The organism is Streptomyces sp. SID3343, from assembly GCF_009865215.1.
In the GTDB taxonomy this organism is placed as follows: domain Bacteria; phylum Actinomycetota; class Actinomycetes; order Streptomycetales; family Streptomycetaceae; genus Embleya.
Window position 1 is genome coordinate 1 of the sequence record NZ_WWJX01000948.1, and the last position, 16429, is coordinate 16429.

14 protein-coding genes, 2 tRNA genes and 1 pseudogene are annotated in these 16429 nt (G+C 69.2%); 5 read left to right on the forward strand and 12 right to left on the reverse strand.

Features of this window, described 5'->3' with window-relative positions; translation table 11 throughout:
- Nucleotides 1-231 precede the first annotated feature (231 nt).
- The 4 genes from ndk to GT354_RS29220 form a co-directional block, all read right to left on the reverse strand.
- Nucleotides 232-642 (reverse strand): nucleoside-diphosphate kinase, encoded by a 411-nt coding sequence (gene ndk / locus GT354_RS29205; RefSeq protein WP_161359365.1) that lies wholly within the window; start codon nt 640-642, stop codon nt 232-234.
- Nucleotides 643-773: 131 nt separating this feature from the next.
- On the reverse strand, nt 774-1109 hold the full coding sequence (locus tag GT354_RS29210) for a DUF4233 domain-containing protein (protein ID WP_161359366.1): 336 nt from the start codon (nt 1107-1109) through the stop codon (nt 774-776).
- Nucleotides 1110-1111: 2 nt separating this feature from the next.
- Entirely contained in the window at nt 1112-2518 is a 1407-nt protein-coding gene (locus GT354_RS29215; protein WP_161359390.1) for a folylpolyglutamate synthase/dihydrofolate synthase family protein, read from the reverse strand.
- Nucleotides 2519-2693: 175 nt separating this feature from the next.
- The gene (locus GT354_RS29220; RefSeq protein WP_161359367.1) at nt 2694-5327 is read right to left on the reverse strand and encodes a valine--tRNA ligase; all 2634 of its coding nucleotides are present in this window, start codon (nt 5325-5327) and stop codon (nt 2694-2696) included.
- Between the two features lie 419 nt (nt 5328-5746).
- On the opposite strand from GT354_RS29220, the gene GT354_RS29225 reads away from it, so the two are divergent.
- Nucleotides 5747-6346, forward strand: a complete 600-nt coding sequence (locus GT354_RS29225; RefSeq protein WP_161359368.1) for a hypothetical protein — start codon at nt 5747-5749, stop codon at nt 6344-6346.
- Between the two features lie 72 nt (nt 6347-6418).
- Here the strand turns inward: GT354_RS29225 and clpX are convergent, their stop codons facing one another.
- The 5 genes from clpX to GT354_RS29250 form a co-directional block, all read right to left on the reverse strand.
- Nucleotides 6419-7699, reverse strand: a complete 1281-nt coding sequence (gene clpX, locus GT354_RS29230) for an ATP-dependent Clp protease ATP-binding subunit ClpX (RefSeq protein ID WP_161359369.1) — start codon at nt 7697-7699, stop codon at nt 6419-6421.
- Nucleotides 7700-7850: 151 nt separating this feature from the next.
- A complete protein-coding gene (locus GT354_RS29235; RefSeq protein ID WP_161359370.1) occupies nt 7851-8513 on the reverse strand; it encodes an ATP-dependent Clp protease proteolytic subunit in 663 nt (220 codons plus the stop codon).
- A 79-nt stretch (nt 8514-8592) separates the two neighbouring features.
- Nucleotides 8593-9165 (reverse strand): ATP-dependent Clp protease proteolytic subunit, encoded by a 573-nt coding sequence (locus GT354_RS29240; protein ID WP_161359391.1) that lies wholly within the window; start codon nt 9163-9165, stop codon nt 8593-8595.
- A gap of 539 nt (nt 9166-9704) precedes the next feature.
- Nucleotides 9705-11150 (reverse strand): trigger factor, encoded by a 1446-nt coding sequence (tig, locus tag GT354_RS29245; protein ID WP_161359371.1) that lies wholly within the window; start codon nt 11148-11150, stop codon nt 9705-9707.
- A gap of 116 nt (nt 11151-11266) precedes the next feature.
- Nucleotides 11267-11342, reverse strand: a tRNA-Pro gene (locus GT354_RS29250).
- 96 nt (nt 11343-11438) lie between these two features.
- Here GT354_RS29250 and GT354_RS29255 point away from each other — a divergent pair.
- Nucleotides 11439-11512, forward strand: a tRNA-Gly gene (locus GT354_RS29255).
- A gap of 17 nt (nt 11513-11529) precedes the next feature.
- Here GT354_RS29255 and GT354_RS29260 read toward each other — a convergent pair.
- Nucleotides 11530-11736 (reverse strand): hypothetical protein, encoded by a 207-nt coding sequence (locus tag GT354_RS29260; RefSeq protein ID WP_161359372.1) that lies wholly within the window; start codon nt 11734-11736, stop codon nt 11530-11532.
- A 248-nt stretch (nt 11737-11984) separates the two neighbouring features.
- Nucleotides 11985-12146 (reverse strand): annotated as a pseudogene (locus tag GT354_RS29265) (LLM class flavin-dependent oxidoreductase); the annotation flags it as partial.
- Between the two features lie 220 nt (nt 12147-12366).
- Here GT354_RS29265 and GT354_RS29270 point away from each other — a divergent pair.
- The 3 genes from GT354_RS29270 (at nt 12367) to GT354_RS29280 (ending at nt 15304) form a co-directional block, all read left to right on the forward strand.
- A complete protein-coding gene (locus tag GT354_RS29270; protein WP_161359373.1) occupies nt 12367-13254 on the forward strand; it encodes an ADP-ribosylglycohydrolase family protein in 888 nt (295 codons plus the stop codon).
- 364 nt (nt 13255-13618) lie between these two features.
- Entirely contained in the window at nt 13619-14404 is a 786-nt protein-coding gene (locus GT354_RS29275; RefSeq protein WP_161359374.1) for a hypothetical protein, read from the forward strand.
- Between the two features lie 63 nt (nt 14405-14467).
- Complete coding sequence (locus tag GT354_RS29280; protein ID WP_161359375.1) at nt 14468-15304, forward strand: hypothetical protein; 837 nt, start codon at nt 14468-14470, stop codon at nt 15302-15304.
- Nucleotides 15305-15356: 52 nt separating this feature from the next.
- Here GT354_RS29280 and GT354_RS29285 read toward each other — a convergent pair whose 3' ends face one another.
- Entirely contained in the window at nt 15357-16355 is a 999-nt protein-coding gene (locus GT354_RS29285; protein ID WP_161359376.1) for a LacI family DNA-binding transcriptional regulator, read from the reverse strand.
- Nucleotides 16356-16429 lie beyond the last annotated feature (74 nt).

A 16429-nucleotide genomic window follows, 5' to 3' on the forward strand; every position in this document is an offset into this window, starting at 1 on the left:
GTTGTCGGGTACCGAGGGGGTCGGTTGTCGGGTGCCGAGGGGGTCGGTTGTCGGGTGCCGAGGGGGTCGGTTGTCGGGTGCCGAGGGGGTCGGTTGTCGGGTGCCGAAAGAGTCGGTTGTCCGGTACCGAAGGCGTCGGTCACGTGAGCGCCCAGGGGCGCCCCGGAAGGCACGGTCTCGGCGATCAGGTGATCGCGGTCGACCGTGCCTCGCCTGCTGTCGCCGTGCGGCTCAAGCGTGTTCGGGGAAGAAGTTCTTGATCTCGCGCTCGGCGGAGTCGACCGAGTCGGACCCGTGCACGATGTTCTCGCGCGTGATCGTGGCGAAGTCGCCGCGAATGGTGCCCGGGGCCGCCTTGATCGGGTCGGTGACGCCCGCGAGGACGCGGAAGGACTCGATGACGCGCTCACCCTCGACGATCAGCGCCACGCTGGGCGCCGACGTCATGAACTCGACGAGCGGAGCGTAGAAGGGCTTGCCCTCGTGCTCGGCGTAGTGCCGCTCGATCGTCTCGCGATCCATCGTGCGCAGATCCAGCGCCGCCAGGGTGAAGCCCTTGCGTTCGATCCGGCCGATGACCTCGCCGACGAGTCCTCGCCGGACTCCGTCCGGCTTGACCAGGACGAGCGTGCGCTCGGACACGTGTGGCTCCTTGCTTCCTTGAATGAGGGGTACGGGACCTACGGGTTCGGACCTGACCAACGGTCGACGCGAAGAGCCTATCCGGGGTCACGCGCCGGCATCCGGGCCGGATGTCCCGGCTCGGAAACGGATCACTCGGCGGCGGCCGCGTGGGCGGCCTTGGCGGTGTCGATGATCCGCCCGACCCGGACGCAGCCGTACCAGATGCCGGCGAACACGACCCCCACGAGGAACATCATCGGGACCACGAAACCGGTCAGGAACAAGCCCGCCTGGAGCACCCAACCGGCCGGAACCGCCCACGGTTCCTTGAGCTTGGCGCACAGCCACACGCATGCGAGCGCCGACGGCCCCGCGACCGCCCACAGGGTGCCGGTGGAGATGTCGGTGAGTTGCATCGCCACGAGCGCGGCGAGGCAGATCACCAGCGCTTGGCCGATCAGGTGGGTCGAGCAGAGCGCGCGCATGCCTAGGCGTCCCTTCCGTTGCGGTTGCCGTCCCCCGAGCCGCTGCCCCTGAGCAGCGTCCTGGCCTCGCCGACGGTCACCACGGAACCGGTGATCAGCACGCCCGCGCCGCCGAGGTCGCCCTCCTCCTCGGCGAGTGTGACCGCGGCCTCGATCGCCTCGGGCAGCGACGCCTGGACCTCGACCCGGTCCCCGCCGAACACCTCGACGGCGATCGCGGCGAGTTCGTCGACGGGCATCGAGCGCGGCTGCGAGTTCTGTGTCACCACGACCTCGGCGAAGACCGGCTCGAACGCCTCCAGGACGCCGCGTACGTCCTTGTCGCCCATCACGCCCACGACGCCGACCAGGTGTCGGAAGTCGAACGAGTCGACCATCGCCTGTGCCGCGGCCCGCGCGCCGGCGGGGTTGTGCGCGGCGTCGATCAGGACGGTGGGGCTGCGGCGGACGATCTCCAGGCGACCGGGCGAGGTCACCTTGGCGAACGCCTCGCGCACCAACTCGACGTCGAGTTGCCCCTCTTGGGTGAGGCCGGCCCGCTCCGCCCGGCCGACTCCCATGAACGCCTCCACGGCGGCGAGCGCGACCGCCGCGTTGTGCGCCTGGTGGCTGCCGTGCAGCGGCAGGAAGATGTCGGAGTACTCGCCGGTCAGGCCGCGCAGCGTGAGCAGTTGCCCGCCGACCGCCAGGTCCCGCCGAACGAGACCGAACTCCATGCCCTCGCGGGCCACCGTCGCGTCCACCTCGACCGCGCGCCGCAGCAGCGTCTCGGCCGCGTCCGCGGGCTGTTGGGCCAGCACGACGAGGCTGTCCTTCTTGATGATCCCGGACTTCTCGACCGCGATCTCGCCGGGCGTCGAGCCGAGCCGCGCGGCGTGGTCGACCGCGATCGGGGTGACCACCGCGACCGAGGCGTCCATGACGTTGGTCGCGTCCCACGCGCCGCCCATGCCGACCTCGACCACCGCCACGTCCACCGGCGCGTCGGCGAAGGCCGCGTACGCCATGCCGGTGATCGCCTCGAAGAAGGAGATCGGGTGCGGCTGCGCGGCGTCGACGATGTCGATGTACGGGCGGATGTCGTGGTAGGTCTCGACGAATCGTTCGGCGCTGATCGGCTCGCCGTCCAGACTGATTCGCTCGGTCATCGACTCGATGTGCGGGCTGGTGAAGCGGCCCGTGCGGAGTTGGAACGTGCGCAGGAGGGACTCGATCATTCGCGCCGTGCTGGTCTTGCCGTTGGTGCCGGTGAGGTGGATGACCGGGTAGGCCCGCTGGGGCTCGCCGAGGACGTCCATGAGCGCGGCGATGCGGTCGGTGGACGGGTCGAGCATGGTCTCGGGCCAGCGCTCGACCAGCTCGGCCTCTACGGCGCGCAGTGCGGCCAGGGCCTCGGCGGGGTCTGTCACAGGTGTCACCGGTTCTGATCGGGTACGGCGGGTGCGGTGTTCGGGTGCTGCGGTGCGGTGTTCAGGTGCCGTGTTCGGGTGCTGCTGCGGTTTTCTGTTGCTGCGGTGCGGTGTTCCTTGGGTGTCGTGTGGGCGGTCGGGTCGGTTGTTCCCCGGCCGCCCGCACGACGTCGGGTCAGGCCGGGGGGAGCCGGTCCAGTTGGCCCTTGAGGCGCTCGATGTCGGTCTCGGCGGTCGCGAGCTTGTCCCGGACCTTGTCCACGACGTCGGCCGCGGCCTTGGCCAGGAAGCCGGCGTTGCCGAGCTTCTTGGTGTTCACGTCACGAACCTTCTCGGCCTCGGCCAGATCCTTGGACAACCGCTTGCGCTCGGCGGGCACGTCGATCACGCCGGACAGGTCCAGTTCGATCACGGCGCCGCCGGCCGGGAAGGACGTGGTCGCCGCGAAGCCCTCCTCCGCCGGGGTCAGCCGCGCGAGCTGGCGAAGTGCCGCCTCGTGGTCGGCGATCACGCTGCCCGACAGGGCGATCCGCGCCGGCACCCGACGGCCCGGCTGCAGGCCCTGGTCCGAGCGGAAGCGGCGGACCTCGGTGATCACCTGCTGGAGCGCGGTGATCTCGGCCTCGGCCGCCGGGTCCGCGAACCCGCCGGTGGTCGGCCACGCGGCCGGCACGAGCGACTCGCCGCCGGTGAGCGTGGTCCACAACTCCTCGGTCACGAACGGCACGATCGGGTGCAGCAACCGCAGCGTCACGTCCAGGACCTCCCCGAGCACGCGCCGGGTGGCCTGCGCCGCCGCCTCGTCGTCGCCGTTGAGCGGGAGCTTGGCCAGCTCGACGTACCAGTCGAAGACCTCGTCCCACGCGAAGTGGAACATCAGGTCGGCGAGCTTGGCGAACTGGTAGTCCTCGTAGTACGCGTCGGCCTCGGCGACGACCGCGTCGAGCCGGGACAAAATCCAGCGGTCGGTCGCCGACAACTGCTCGGCGGCCGGCATGGCGCCCTCGACGGTCGCGCCGTTCATCAGCGCGAACCGGGTGGCGTTCCAGATCTTGTTGCAGAAGTTGCGCGAGCCCTGGACCCAGTCCTCGCCGATCGGCACGTCGGTGCCGGGGTTGGCGCCGCGCGCGAGCGTGAAGCGCAGCGCGTCGGTGCCGTAGGCGTCCATCCAGTCGATCGGGTCGACCACGTTGCCGAAGGACTTCGACATCTTCTTGCCGAACTGGTCGCGGACCAGACCGGTGAGCGTGATGGTGTGGAACGGCGGCGTGCCGTCCATCGCGTACAGACCGAACATCATCATCCGGGCGACCCAGAAGAAGATGATGTCGTGGCCGGTGAGCAACACATCGGTCGGATAGAACTTTTCGAGGTCGGCGGTCTGTTCGGGCCACCCGAGGGTGGAGAACGGCCACAGTCCGGACGAGAACCACGTGTCGAGCACGTCGGTGTCCTGCGTCCAGCCCTCGCCGGTGGGCGGCTCCTCGTTCGGACCCACACACACGGTCTCGCCGTTCGGGCCGTACCAGACCGGGATCCGGTGACCCCACCACAGCTGGCGCGAGATGCACCAGTCGTGCATGTTGTCGACCCACGCGAAGTAGCGGCCGGCCAACTCCTGCGGGTGGATGGTGACCCGGCCGTCGCGCACGGCGTCGCCGGCGGCGCGGGCGAGCGGCTCGACGTTGACCCACCACTGCATTGACAGGCGCGGCTCGACCGTGGTCTTGCAGCGCGAGCAGTGCCCGACGGCGTGCACGTAGGGGCGCTTCTCGGCGACGATGCGGCCCTGCGCGCGCAGCGCGGCGACGACGGCGGGGCGTGCCTCGTAGCGGTCGAGGCCCTCGAACGGGCCGTGCACGGTGATCACCGCGCGCTCGTTCATGACCGTGGGCATCGGCAGGTTGTGCCGACGGCCGATCTCGAAGTCGTTCGGGTCGTGCGCGGGGGTCACCTTGACGGCGCCGGTGCCGAACTCGGGGTCGACGTGCTCGTCGGCGACGATCGGGATCCGGCGCCCGGTGAGCGGCAGTTCGATCTCGGTGCCGACCATGTGCGCGTAGCGCTCGTCGTCGGGGTGCACGGCCACCGCGGTGTCGCCGAGCATGGTCTCGGCGCGGGTGGTGGCCACCACGATCGAGGTGTCACCGTCGCCGTAGCGGATCGAGACGAGTTCGCCGTCGTCGTCCTGGTGCTCGACCTCGATGTCGGAGATCGCGGTGAGACAGCGCGGACACCAGTTGATGATCCGCTCGGCGCGGTAGATCAGACCCTCGTCGAACATCCGCTTGAAGATGGTCTGCACGGCCTTCGACAGGCCCTCGTCCATCGTGAAGCGCTCGCGCGACCAGTCGACGCCGTCGCCGAGGCGACGCATCTGGCCGAGGATCTTCCCGCCGTACTCTTCCTTCCACTGCCACACGCGCTCGACGAACGCGTCGCGGCCGAGGTCGTGGCGCGACTTGCCCTCGTTGGCGAGTTCGCGTTCGACCACGTTCTGCGTGGCGATGCCGGCGTGGTCCATGCCCGGGAGCCACAGGGTCTCGAAGCCCTGCATGCGCTTGCGACGGGTCAGCGCGTCCATCAGCGTGTGCTGGAACGCGTGGCCCAGGTGCAACTGTCCGGTGACGTTGGGCGGCGGGATGACGATCGTGTAGGGCGGCTTGTCGCTCTTGGCGTCGGCCTCGAACCAGCCCGCGGCTACCCAGCGCTCGTACAGCTTCCCCTCTACCTCGGCGGGGGTGTACTGGGAGGGAAGGGCCTGCGGCTGCTCGGCGGCAGCGGCTGCGGGAGTGGTGTTCTCGGTCACCGCCCCAGTCTACGGAAGGCGTGCGAACGCTTTGACGTCCCGTAGGGCCGGCCGACGGGGTGGCGGGCCGGCGGGGCGGGGCCGGTGTGAGCGGATCAGGAGAAACAGCCCCGAATACGGTCGTGCGTCGCTTCCGGGCCGTACCGTCGTTGTACGGGGCAACCCGTCGTCGAACGGACGGCACACGTTCGGCCGAGCCGCGGGGGTGGTGGGCGATGAGCGACGCGGATGGGGGATGGCCGGGGAGCGGGACCAGTGGGGCGGGATACCTGTCGGGGCCGCCGGGAGGACGTCCGGGGTCACCGGGGCCGGTCCCCTCACCGGTGTCTTCGGTATCAGCGGTGTCTTCGGGGTCATCGGTGTCACCCGTGCCACCGGTGTCTTCGGTCGGAAGTCCGCCGCCGCCTCTGCCGCTGCCCATGCCGCTGCCGCCGGACCAGCCCCCGCCGGAACGCCCGCGCGAGCGGGTCGCAATCGCCGTGGGCGTGCTCGGCAGCGTCATGGTGGTCGTCGCGGCCGTGGTCGTACCGGTGCTGATCCTGCACTCGGGCGGCGGTGCCGGCGACGGCCGGTCGAGCGGCCTGCCGACCGACCCGTCCCGGACCGGAATCACCGGTCCGCCGACGATGCCGCGCACGATCGAGGCCAGGGGTCCGATCGCGCACGCGGACCTGCCGCGGACGGTGTACGAGTCGAACGCCACGACGGCACGCACGTTCGACGCCGTGCACACGGAGGTCTTCGGCGACGGGCGAACTCGCGAAACGGTGCTGGTGACACTGGCGACGAAGCGGGACAGAGCGCCGCTGGAGTACGTGCGGGCCTTCGTCCCGGCGGTCGCGGTGACCGAGGAACCGGCCGCGCCCGGGCCGCCGGGGCTGCTCCGGTGCTGGAGCAACCCCGATACGGCGATGTGCCTGTGGGGCGACGAACACGACCTCGTCTACGTCGGCGACGGGGGCGGGGTCGCGCACGCGCGCCTGGTGATCGCGAACGTGTACGCGGGCAGTGCCCGCTGACGCCGTCGATCGCGGTCGCCGATCGGCCCGGGCCGCGAGGTCCGCCGCCGCGCGGTCGGCGACAGTCGGCGACTACGCGCTCTTGTCGCGGCGCTCGCGCTTGACGACCTCGCGCGGCACGAGTGTGGGGTTGACGTGCTTGAGCACGACCTGGTCGGTGATCACCACGCGGGCCACGTCCTTGCGGGAAGGCACCTCGTACATCACCGACATCAGCACCTCTTCGAGGATCGCGCGCAGGCCGCGGGCGCCGGTGCCGCGCATGATCGCCTGGTCCGCGATGGCCTCCAGTGCCTCCATCTCGAACTCCAGCTCGACGCCGTCGAGTTCGAACAGGCGGCGGTACTGCTTCACGAGCGCGTTCTTGGGCTCGGTGAGGATCTGGATGAGCGCCTCGCGGTCGAGGTTGTGCACCGAGGTCAGGATCGGGAGGCGACCGATGAACTCGGGGATCATCCCGAACTTGAGCAGGTCTTCCGGCATCACGGCGGAGAACGAGTCGGCGTTGTCGACGTCGCGCTTGGAGCGGATCTGCGCGCCGAAGCCGATGCCCTTGCGGCCGACCCGGCCCTCGATGATCTTCTCCAGGCCGGCGAACGCGCCGCCCACGATGAACAGCACGTTCGTCGTGTCGATCTGGATGAACTCCTGGTGCGGGTGCTTGCGGCCCCCCTGCGGCGGCACGCTCGCGGTGGTGCCTTCCAGGATCTTCAGCAGGGCCTGCTGGACGCCCTCGCCCGATACGTCGCGCGTGATCGACGGGTTTTCGCTCTTGCGAGCGATCTTGTCGACCTCGTCGATGTAGATGATGCCGGTTTCGGCCTTCTTGACGTCGTAGTCGGCCGCCTGGATGAGCTTCAGCAGGATGTTCTCGACGTCCTCGCCGACGTAGCCCGCCTCGGTGAGGGCGGTCGCGTCGGCGATGGCGAACGGCACGTTGAGCATGCGCGCCAGGGTCTGCGCGAGCAGCGTCTTGCCGCAGCCGGTCGGACCGAGCAGCAGGATGTTCGACTTCGACAGTTCGACGCCGTCGTCGCGGGCGGCCTTGCCGGACTCGCCCGCCTGGACGCGCTTGTAGTGGTTGTACACCGCTACCGAGAGCGCCTTCTTGGCGGACTCCTGCCCGACCACGTAGCCGTCGAGGAATTCGTAGATCTCCCGCGGCTTGGGAAGCTCTTCGAACTTCAACTCGGAGGACTCGGAAAGCTCCTCCTCGATGATCTCGTTGCACAGGTCGATGCACTCGTCACAGATGTAGACACCCGGACCGGCAATGAGCTTCTTCACCTGCTTCTGGCTCTTTCCGCAGAATGAGCACTTGAGCAGGTCGCCACCGTCACCGATGCGTGCCACGAGGTGCATCTCCTTCGCCTGGGCCCCGGATGTCCCGGACCTGGTGCCTGGTCTTTCGACGGTACCCCGCCTGCATCGCCGATCCCCCGGTTTTGACCATCAACCGGCCACCGATGTCCGGTCGGCGGCAAGCCGCCGACCGGGCGGGGAACTAGCCGCCGATCTTGCGAGGGGCGGTGATCTCGTCGATGAGGCCGTAAGCCAGCGCCTCTTCGGCCGTCAGAATCTTGTCGCGCTCGATGTCGTCGCGAACCTGCTCGATCGGCCTCGTGCTGTGCTGCGAAAGCATCGTTTCCAGCATGGTGCGCATGCGCTGGATCTCACGAGCCTGGATCTCCAGGTCGCTGACCTGCGCGCGTCCCGTTTCACTGTACGGCTGGTGGATGAGAATGCGGGAGTTCGGAAGCGCCATTCGCTTGCCCGGAGTTCCCGCGGCGAGCAGAACGGCGGCGGCCGAGGCCGCCTGGCCCATGCACACCGTCTGGATGTCGGGACGCACGAACTGCATCGTGTCGTAGATCGCCGTAAGCGCCGTGAAAGACCCGCCGGGCGAGTTGATGTAGATCGAGATGTCCCGATCGGGATCCATCGACTCCAGCGTCAGGAGCTGCGCCATGACGTCGTTCGCCGACGCGTCGTCGACCTGAACGCCGAGGAAGATGATCCGCTCTTCGAACAGCTTGCTGTACGGGTCCTGGTCACGGATGCCCTGCGACGTGCGCTCGATGAAGCGCGGCAGGACGTAGCGGCTTTCGGCGCTGCGGGAGGCCAGTGGAGCCAAGCCCTCGGGCCGGTGAAACAGATTGTCATTCATGGAAATCTCAGCCCTCCGGGACTGCGGACTCGGTTGCCGGACGACCGGCTCTGCTCTGCTCTGCGCGACGAGCGTCGGATCAGCTCGTGGAGCCGGTGTTCGTCACCTCGGCCGCACTGCGAACAACCTGGTCCACCAGGCCGTATTCCTTGGCCTCCTCGGCGGAGAACCAGCGGTCACGGTCCGCGTCGTGCTCGATCTTCTCGGGGCTCTGCCCGGAGTGGTGCGCGATCAGGCGAGTCATCTTGCGCTTGGTGCGCAGGAGCTGTTCGGCCTGGATCTTGATGTCGGAGGCCGAACCACCCAGGCCCGCCGACGGCTGGTGCATCAGGATCTCGGAGTTGGCGAGCGCAATGCGCTTGCCGGGGGCTCCGGCCGTCAGCAGGAACTGGCCCATGGAGGCGGCCAGACCCATGGCGACGGTCGCGACATCGTTGCTGATCCACTGCATCGTGTCGTAGATCGCCATGCCCGCGGTGATGGAGCCGCCGGGCGAGTTGACGTAGAGCCAAATGTCCTTGTCCGGGTCCTCGGCGTTCAGCAGCAGCAGCTGGGCCGAGATCGCGTTCGCGATCTGGTCCTCGACAACCGAGCCGAGGAAGATGATCCGCTCGCGCAGCAACCGGTTGTAGACCTGGTCGTCGAGCCCCATCCCACCCGGCTGAGATGCACGCGAAGTGGGCACCGCGAGCCCCGGAGTCACGATCTGCGGATTCGTCACGTATCCACCTGCTCGTTTCCGACGGCAACCCGAGCCGTCACGAAGTCGACCTCGGGAGACACCTGCGTTCGTGGCCGGTGTCCCCCTTCGTACAGCGACCCTAACGCGCAGATCGGCGCAGGCCATCCCAGACTCAGGACTGTTCGCCCAGAGCGCAGCAGGGCGGTATCCGGCCGAGACGGGGACGGCCACGCACAGCTTCCCGGGCGACACGGCCGCGAGGCCGTACGGGCCCGGTTGGTGGGCCCGTGAGCACATCGACACCGCCCGACGGGCCGGCAGGGTCGTGCGGGACCGGCCGCGGCACGGAGGCGGGGTGCGGGCGGAGCGAGCACCCGTGGCCCGTGTGCACCAGGTCTGCGGTGCCGCACGCCGAACACGTGCACGCGACGCACGCGGGCCCGGATGCCGTCGAAACGGCATCCGGGCCCGGATGTACCTCAGGTGTGGCGGGTGGTGCGGCAGGTGGATCAGGCTTCCGCCTTGTCCTCCGCGGCCTCGTCCGTCGAAGGAGCGGCGTCCGCCGAGGCGGCCTCGTCCTGGGCCGGGGCGGCTTCGCCCTCGGCGTGGTCGTGGCCCTCGTCGTCCGCGTGCAGGTCGACACCGAGGCTGACCTCGTTGCCCGAAGCGTCCTTGGCCTTGGCGCCCTTGGCGATGACCTCGAGGGCCTTGCCGCGAGCGACCTCACCGACGAGCACCGGCACGTAGCCGGACTGCATGACCTGCTGCGCGAACTGGTCGGGGCTCATGCCCGACTGCTGCGCCCGCTGGATGAGGTGCTGGGTCAGCTCTTCCTGGTTGACGGAGAGCTTCTCCTGCTTGACGACCTCGTCGAGCACGAACTGGGCGCGCATGCCCTTGCGGACGCTGTCCTGGAGCTCGGTCTCGTACTCCTCGGCGGTCTGGCCCTGGATCTCCAGCCACTTGGTGAGGTCCATGCCCATCATGCCGAGCTGCTGCTCCAGCTGACCGCGACGCTGCTCGATCTCCTCGGTGACGATGCTCTCCGGCAGCGGCACCTCGATCTGCTCGAGCAGAACCTCCAGAACCTTGTCGCGACCCTCGTTCTGCTGGTCGTGCAGCTTCTGGTGGTCGAGCTTCTCGCGCAGGTCCGCCTTCAGCTCGTCCAGCGTGTCGAACTCACTCGCCAGCTGCGCGAAGTCGTCGTCGAGCTCGGGGAGCTCCTTCGCCTTGACCGTGGTGACCGTGACGGACACCTCGGCGGTCTCGCCGGCGGCGCTGCCGCCCTGGAGCTCCGTCTCGAAGGTCTTGGTCTCCCCGGCCGACGCGCCGATGACGGCGGCGTCGAGGCCGTCGAGCATCGTGTCGCCGCCGATCTCGTACGACATGGCCGAGGCCACGCCGTCCTCGAGGACCTTGCCGTCGACCTTGGCCTCGATGTCGATGACGACGGTGTCGCCTTCGGCCGCGGCCCGCTCGACGGTGTTCAGCGCGCCGAAGCGGTCACGAAGTTCTTCGATCTTCTCTGCGACGTCCTCGTCGGTGACGGTGATGTCATCGACCTCGACCTCGATGCCGGTGTAGTCCGGCAGCGCGATCTCGGGACGGGTGTCGACCTCTGCGGTGAACTTCAGATCGGCGCCGCCGGCCAGCTCGGTCACGTCGGTGACCTCGGTGACCTCGGGCTGGCCCAGGACGCGCAGCTCGTTCTCCTCCACGGCCTTGCCGTACGAGGAGGAGAGGATGTCATCGAACGCCTCGACGAATACGGCCTCACGGCCGAAGCGCTGGTCGATGATGCGCGCAGGGATCTTGCCCTTACGGAAGCCCGGGACCGTCACCTGCCGGCCGATCTTCTTGTACGCCGCGTCGAGGCTGGGCTTCAGCTCCTCGGAGGGAACCTCGACGGTGAGCCGAACCCGGGTCGGGTTCAGCGTCTCGACGGCGCTCTTCACGGTAAGGGTCTCCTTGCTGCGGGCTGTTCTTCCGGGCCTGTGCATCTTGCCTGACGGCACACCGAAGGGTCAGGACCGGCGGTACCGATCCATCCTTCAACGAGTTTCAGGATGTGTGGTCGGGGCGGGGAGACTCGAACTCCCGATCTCCTGCTCCCAAAGCAGGCGCGCTAGCCACTACGCTACGCCCCGTGGCGCCCGATGAAGTCTAGAGGACGACACGCTAGAGTCTGCACTGGCCGCGCACCAATCCGCTAACCTAGGCGCCACGTGCACGCCACACCAGATGCGGGTGTAGCTCAATGGTAGAGCCCTAGCCTTCCAAGCTAGTGGTGCGAGTTCGATCCTCGTCACCCGCTCCAATGGGCAAAGGCCCAGGTCAGAGACGCAGTCTCGGGCCTGGGCCTTTGTCGTGGCCGCTCTCTTGGTCAGGGCTGCGGGCCGGGGGTTTGCCGGTGGGGTTCGGTGATCCGTCGTCGAATCGGCCGCCTTCGGCGCGTTCGGCGGGCCGCTTCCTCACGGATTCTTTCGAATCGGAGACCACTTCGACGCGCCCTTGCACATCGCGGATCTTGAAGTACGCCACAAAGCTGCTCCTTTTGTCCCGTTCTGTGTTCGGGGCGCCACAGCCCGACACCGAAGGGGCGGTCCGGCCACCACTTGTGTGCCGAAGGTCATGAAAAAGCACAACTTTGGTCCCGGCGGTCCTGCGGTTGTGTCGGGTCCGGCTTGGTCGCACTCGCCGCGCTCTCGCGTTTACGTCCGATGGGTCGTCAAGAGGTGGATGACGGATTCCAGGTCGGCACGGTCACGCGCGGGTGGGCGCAGGCGGTCGATGCCGACGCCCAGGATCAGGCGGCCGGCGCTGTAGTGGTCGATGTTCGCGGTGACGCGGGCCGTGAGCAGGGGGTCGCGGTACGGGAGGATCAGGACCGTCGTGCCGAGGCGGATGCGTTCGGTGCGGCCGGCGAGCCACGCGAGGGCGGTCAGCGGTTCCGTTGTACGAGCCGCCCTGGTGCCGGGTGAGGGGCAACTGCGGTACTACCAGGGCTGGTTGGTATCGGCGCGCGGTCGGGTTCGGGGCAGCGGCGTCGGGCTTCGAGGTGGCGGGAATCGTTGCGCTCGGGTGCGCGCGTCCGTCGTCTGCGCCGGGCTCGGTGCGCGCTGGTGGCGTCATCCTGGAATGTAGGCACGGGGAGCGAGATGATGGTCGTCTATGGCCACCCACCAGGATCTCGCTCTCGCCTCGCTGCGCGGACTCGCGCTCGGGGACGCGCTCGGCGCGCAGTTCTTCGTACCCGACAACCTCCCCCGCTTGAAGGAACGTCGACTCCCGGACGGCGTCTGGCCGTGGACCGACGACACCGAGATGGCGTGTGCGCTTCACGCCGAGCTGACGATGCGTGGTCGCGTCGATCAGGACGCGTTGGCCAAGGCATTCGCGGTGAGGCACGACTTCGATCGCGGCTACGGGCCGTCCACGAACCGGATGTTGCGGCTGGTCCGACAGGGCGGCGACTGGCGGACGTTGGCCGCCGAGCCGTTCGAGGGTCAGGGGTCGTGGGGCAACGGGGCCGCGATGCGGGTCGCGCCGTTGGGTGCGTGGTTCGCGGCCGACCTGAACACGGTGGTGGAACAGGCCGCGCTGTCGGCGGCGGTGACGCATACCCACCCCGAAGGCATCGCGGGTGCGGTGGCGGTGGCCGTCGCGGCCGCGGGAGCGGTGACGTTGGTACGGCCGGGCGCGGGCGAGTTCACGGCCTTCGTCCGGGAGCGGACTCCCGCCGGGCTGGTGCGCGAACGGCTGGGCGCGGCACTGGATCTGGTGGATCGTCAGGACGCCCGGGCGGTGGGTCGCCTGCTCGGGAACGGGCGACTGGTGAGCGCGCCGGACACCGTGCCGTTCGCGGTGTGGTCGGCCGCCCGCCACCTCGACGACTTCGCGGCGGCCTTCTGGGACACCGCGAGCGCAGGCGGGGACGTGGACACCACGTGCGCGATCGTGGGCGGAATCGTCGGCGTACGCGCGGAGTTGCCGGCGGAGTGGGCGCAGCGGGTCGAGCCGTTCCCGCAGTGGTGGCACGACGCGGCCGGACCGGCGTGAGCACCTCGACGGCGCTCCGCTCCCCGTGAACCGGACGTAGGCGGCCTCTGACATACCGGTTGTCTGTAAACAGTTGGCAATGTTCGACGAGTTCCACGATGATGACGTCGCTCTCGTGGTGGTCCCGGAACAAGGCGCCCGGTCCTCGACCCGGTTGACGACGGTTCGGGACCGCCGACCGGAGATCTTCACTCGCTTTCGTCGAACGGCCGGTCTCGGGGGGGAACGGCGTTCGTGACGCGATCTGTTGCCTCGTCTTGTCGATGGCCCGTCACATCCTCTCGATGCCCTGCCCGTTCGCTCCCTCGTAACGGTCGGGTCGGTCGGGAGGATGGGGCCGCTTTTCCCCGAAGGATTCCCGTACATGCGCAAGATGGTGTTTCGGATGAGCACTGCGGCGATCGCCGGATCGTTGCTGATGGTGGCTACCGCCTGCGGCGGTGACGAGGACAAGAAGGACTCGGCGAAGCCTGCCGGCAGCGTGGCCGGCCCTTCGACGGCGCCTGTGGTCTCGGCTCCCGCCGCCCCGAGCGCGCCGGCCGCCGCGCCGAGCGCCGAGGCGTCCAAGGCCGCGTCGGGGGCCGCCTTGACGCAGGCCCAGCTGCAATCGGCTCTGCTCGTGGCGGCGGAGTTGCCGCAGGGTGTGTACAGCACCGAAGGCCGCGACGCCGGTGACCGATCGTTCGCGGAGCCGGCGTCCTGCCAGGCACTCGTCGACCTGTCCATGCCGAATCAGGGCACTCCCAAGCCGACTGCCGGGGGTCAGGCGTCGTCGATCATCGGCGGACAGATGCCGACCACCATCATCACCACCGAGTTGTACTCGTTCGCGGGCAACGACGCGGCGACCGTCCTCGCCAAGGGACGGGACGCGTTGAAGAACTGCGGGTCGGTGTCCGTGGTGGGTGCCGACGGCGAAACCAGCGTCAACAAGTACCAGGAGATCGCGCACGCCAAGCTCGGTGACGAGACCCTGGCCATCGGTCTGACGCCCCAGGACGGCGGGGCGCTGGGCGTGGTCATCGTGCGTTCGGGGCCGACTCTGATCATGGTCTCCAACGCGGAGCCGGCCGGTACGGTGGCGGCTCTGCCGAGCGACGCGCTGGTGACCAAGCAGATCGAGAAGGTCGCCGCAGCGGCGAAGTCCTAGTCGTCTCGGGGGCGGTCGTCGGTGGTTCGTCACCGGCGACCGCTGCCCTTTTCGTCGTCGCACGTGTCGGGCTTCCCGACGGCGGGCTCGGTTCGTGTTCCCGGCCCGAGCGACGTGGTCGAGGTCTACGGAAGGCATCAGTACGTGCGCGTGCGGGAAGATCGGCGCCGGGTCGGGGTGGTCGTCGCCGGCGTCGGGATGTTGCTGCTCGCAGGGGTGGGTTGTGGCGCCGACGACGGTGGCAGCCGCGCCGGCGGCAACGGGGAGCGCGACGGGGGAAGGCCGGTGGTGGGCGCGCCGGGCCTGCCTCCCGAGCCGGTCCGGCCGGACGGGCCGGACCCTGGACCGCCTTTGCGTCAGGAGCAGTTGGTGATCGCGATGCTGACGGTCGCGGAGTTGCCGGCCGGCGCGCGCGGCATCGGCCCGATATCCACCGTGCGAACCACGGCGAAGCAGGCCGAGTGCCAGGCGTTGATCGACCTGATGCATCCCGCGCAGGGAGCGGTGGCGCCGAAGGCCGCGCACTCGGCGGCATTCGACCTGCCCGGTCGCGAGGGCGTGCTGATCGGCGAGTTGTACACCTACGACGGCAGAGGGGCCGAGAGCGTGCTCGCGGCGGGTCGCCGGGCGTTGGCGGCGTGCCCGAGGCCGACCTCCTCGGATGCGGAGTACACGGACACCGAGCGGTACCGCGAGGTCCCGTACGCCCGGATCGGCGACGACAGCCTCGCGGTCCACATCACCGACGGGCGGCGGACTCGGGGAAGCGTCCTGGTCCGGGTCGGTTCGACGTTGGTGCGGGTCACCCACTCGGACACGAAGGAACCCGATATCCGTTTGCCGGCGGAGGAGTTGGTGGTCCGGCAGGTCGAGCGGGTGCGGGCGGCTGCGGGCTCCTAGGGTGCCGGCCCGGGCCCGGTCGGGTCGATGCACGGGCCGGGGCGGGGCGGTTTCAGGCGGAGTCTCTCGGGCTCAGGGCAGCCCGCCACAGGGCGACATCCGGCAGGACGGCGCCTTCGATCGTGGCGATGATGGCGGCGGCGATGTCGTGCAGGGACGCCAATGGTTCGAAGGCGACGCTGGTCAGCCGCGGGCGGACCATGTCGCACAGGGGCAGGTCGTCCGTGCCGATCAGCGCGATGTCCTTCGGGGTCGTGATGTCGAGGTCGTACAGGGCCCCCAGGAGCAGGGCCGCGTATTCGTCGTTGTAGCCGTACACGGCATCGGGACGGTCACCGGCGTGCCACTGTGCCGCGATGCGGGCGGCGTCCTGCGGGGTCTCGGACATCTCGACCACGCGTACCGGCAGGCCCGCCCGGTCGGCCACGGCGCGAAAGCCGGCGAGACGTTCGAGACCGAGTTCGGCCACGCCGGGTTCGCGGGGCACGATCACCGCGAAGTCGCGGCGGCCTCGGTGGACGAAGTGTTCGGCGGCGGCGGCACCGGCGGCCGCTTGGTCGACGGTCAGGGTCAGGGGTACCGGAACCGGGCTGCCGCCGACGGCGACCACGGCGATCCCGCGTGAGGTGAGGTATTCGACGCCCTCGGGCGACATCCGGTCGGGCAGCACCAGCACGGCGGCCGGGTTCAGTGCGCCCCATGCCCTGGCTCCCTCGATGCCGTGGGCGGCCGGGTTCCCGTGGATCACCAGGGTGTGCCCGAGTACGTGCAACTCGCGGGCGAGGCCGTCGAAGAAGCGTTGGATCAGTTGGCCGAAGGGGATCTCGTACGTCGGGACGATCACCAGGTCGGTACGGCCTCGACGGAGCGAACGCGCATCGGATCTGGGCTGGTAGCCGAGTTCCGCGGCGACGTCTCGGACTCGACGACGGGTCTCCTCCGGGATGCGGCTGTCGAGGACGTCGTTCATGGCGTAGGACACCGTTGCGCGGGATACGCCTGCGGCGCGGGCGACGTCGGCTCCGGTCGGTGGGCGTCGCGTTGAGCTCATGGAGCGATTGTCGCGCAGAGGCGGTCGGTCGCGGTCGGCTGGGCGGGCGTGTTCGCGCGCTTTGCCTTGGCGTT

Excerpts from the sequence above, each read along its gene's own strand:
- GT354_RS29275 (WP_161359374.1), top strand. The coding sequence starts at position 13,619 with ATGCGCAAGATGGTGTTTCGGATGAGCACTGCGGCGATCGCCGGATCG.
- GT354_RS29270 (WP_161359373.1), top strand. The coding sequence starts at position 12,367 with ATGGCCACCCACCAGGATCTCGCTCTCGCCTCGCTGCGCGGACTCGCG.
- GT354_RS29225 (WP_161359368.1), top strand. The coding sequence starts at position 5,747 with ATGCCGCTGCCGCCGGACCAGCCCCCGCCGGAACGCCCGCGCGAGCGG.
- GT354_RS29235 (WP_161359370.1), bottom strand. The coding sequence starts at position 8,513 with ATGAATGACAATCTGTTTCACCGGCCCGAGGGCTTGGCTCCACTGGCC.
- GT354_RS29210 (WP_161359366.1), bottom strand. The coding sequence starts at position 1,109 with ATGCGCGCGCTCTGCTCGACCCACCTGATCGGCCAAGCGCTGGTGATC.
- GT354_RS29240 (WP_161359391.1), bottom strand. The coding sequence starts at position 9,165 with ATGGGGCTCGACGACCAGGTCTACAACCGGTTGCTGCGCGAGCGGATC.
- GT354_RS29285 (WP_161359376.1), bottom strand. The coding sequence starts at position 16,355 with ATGAGCTCAACGCGACGCCCACCGACCGGAGCCGACGTCGCCCGCGCC.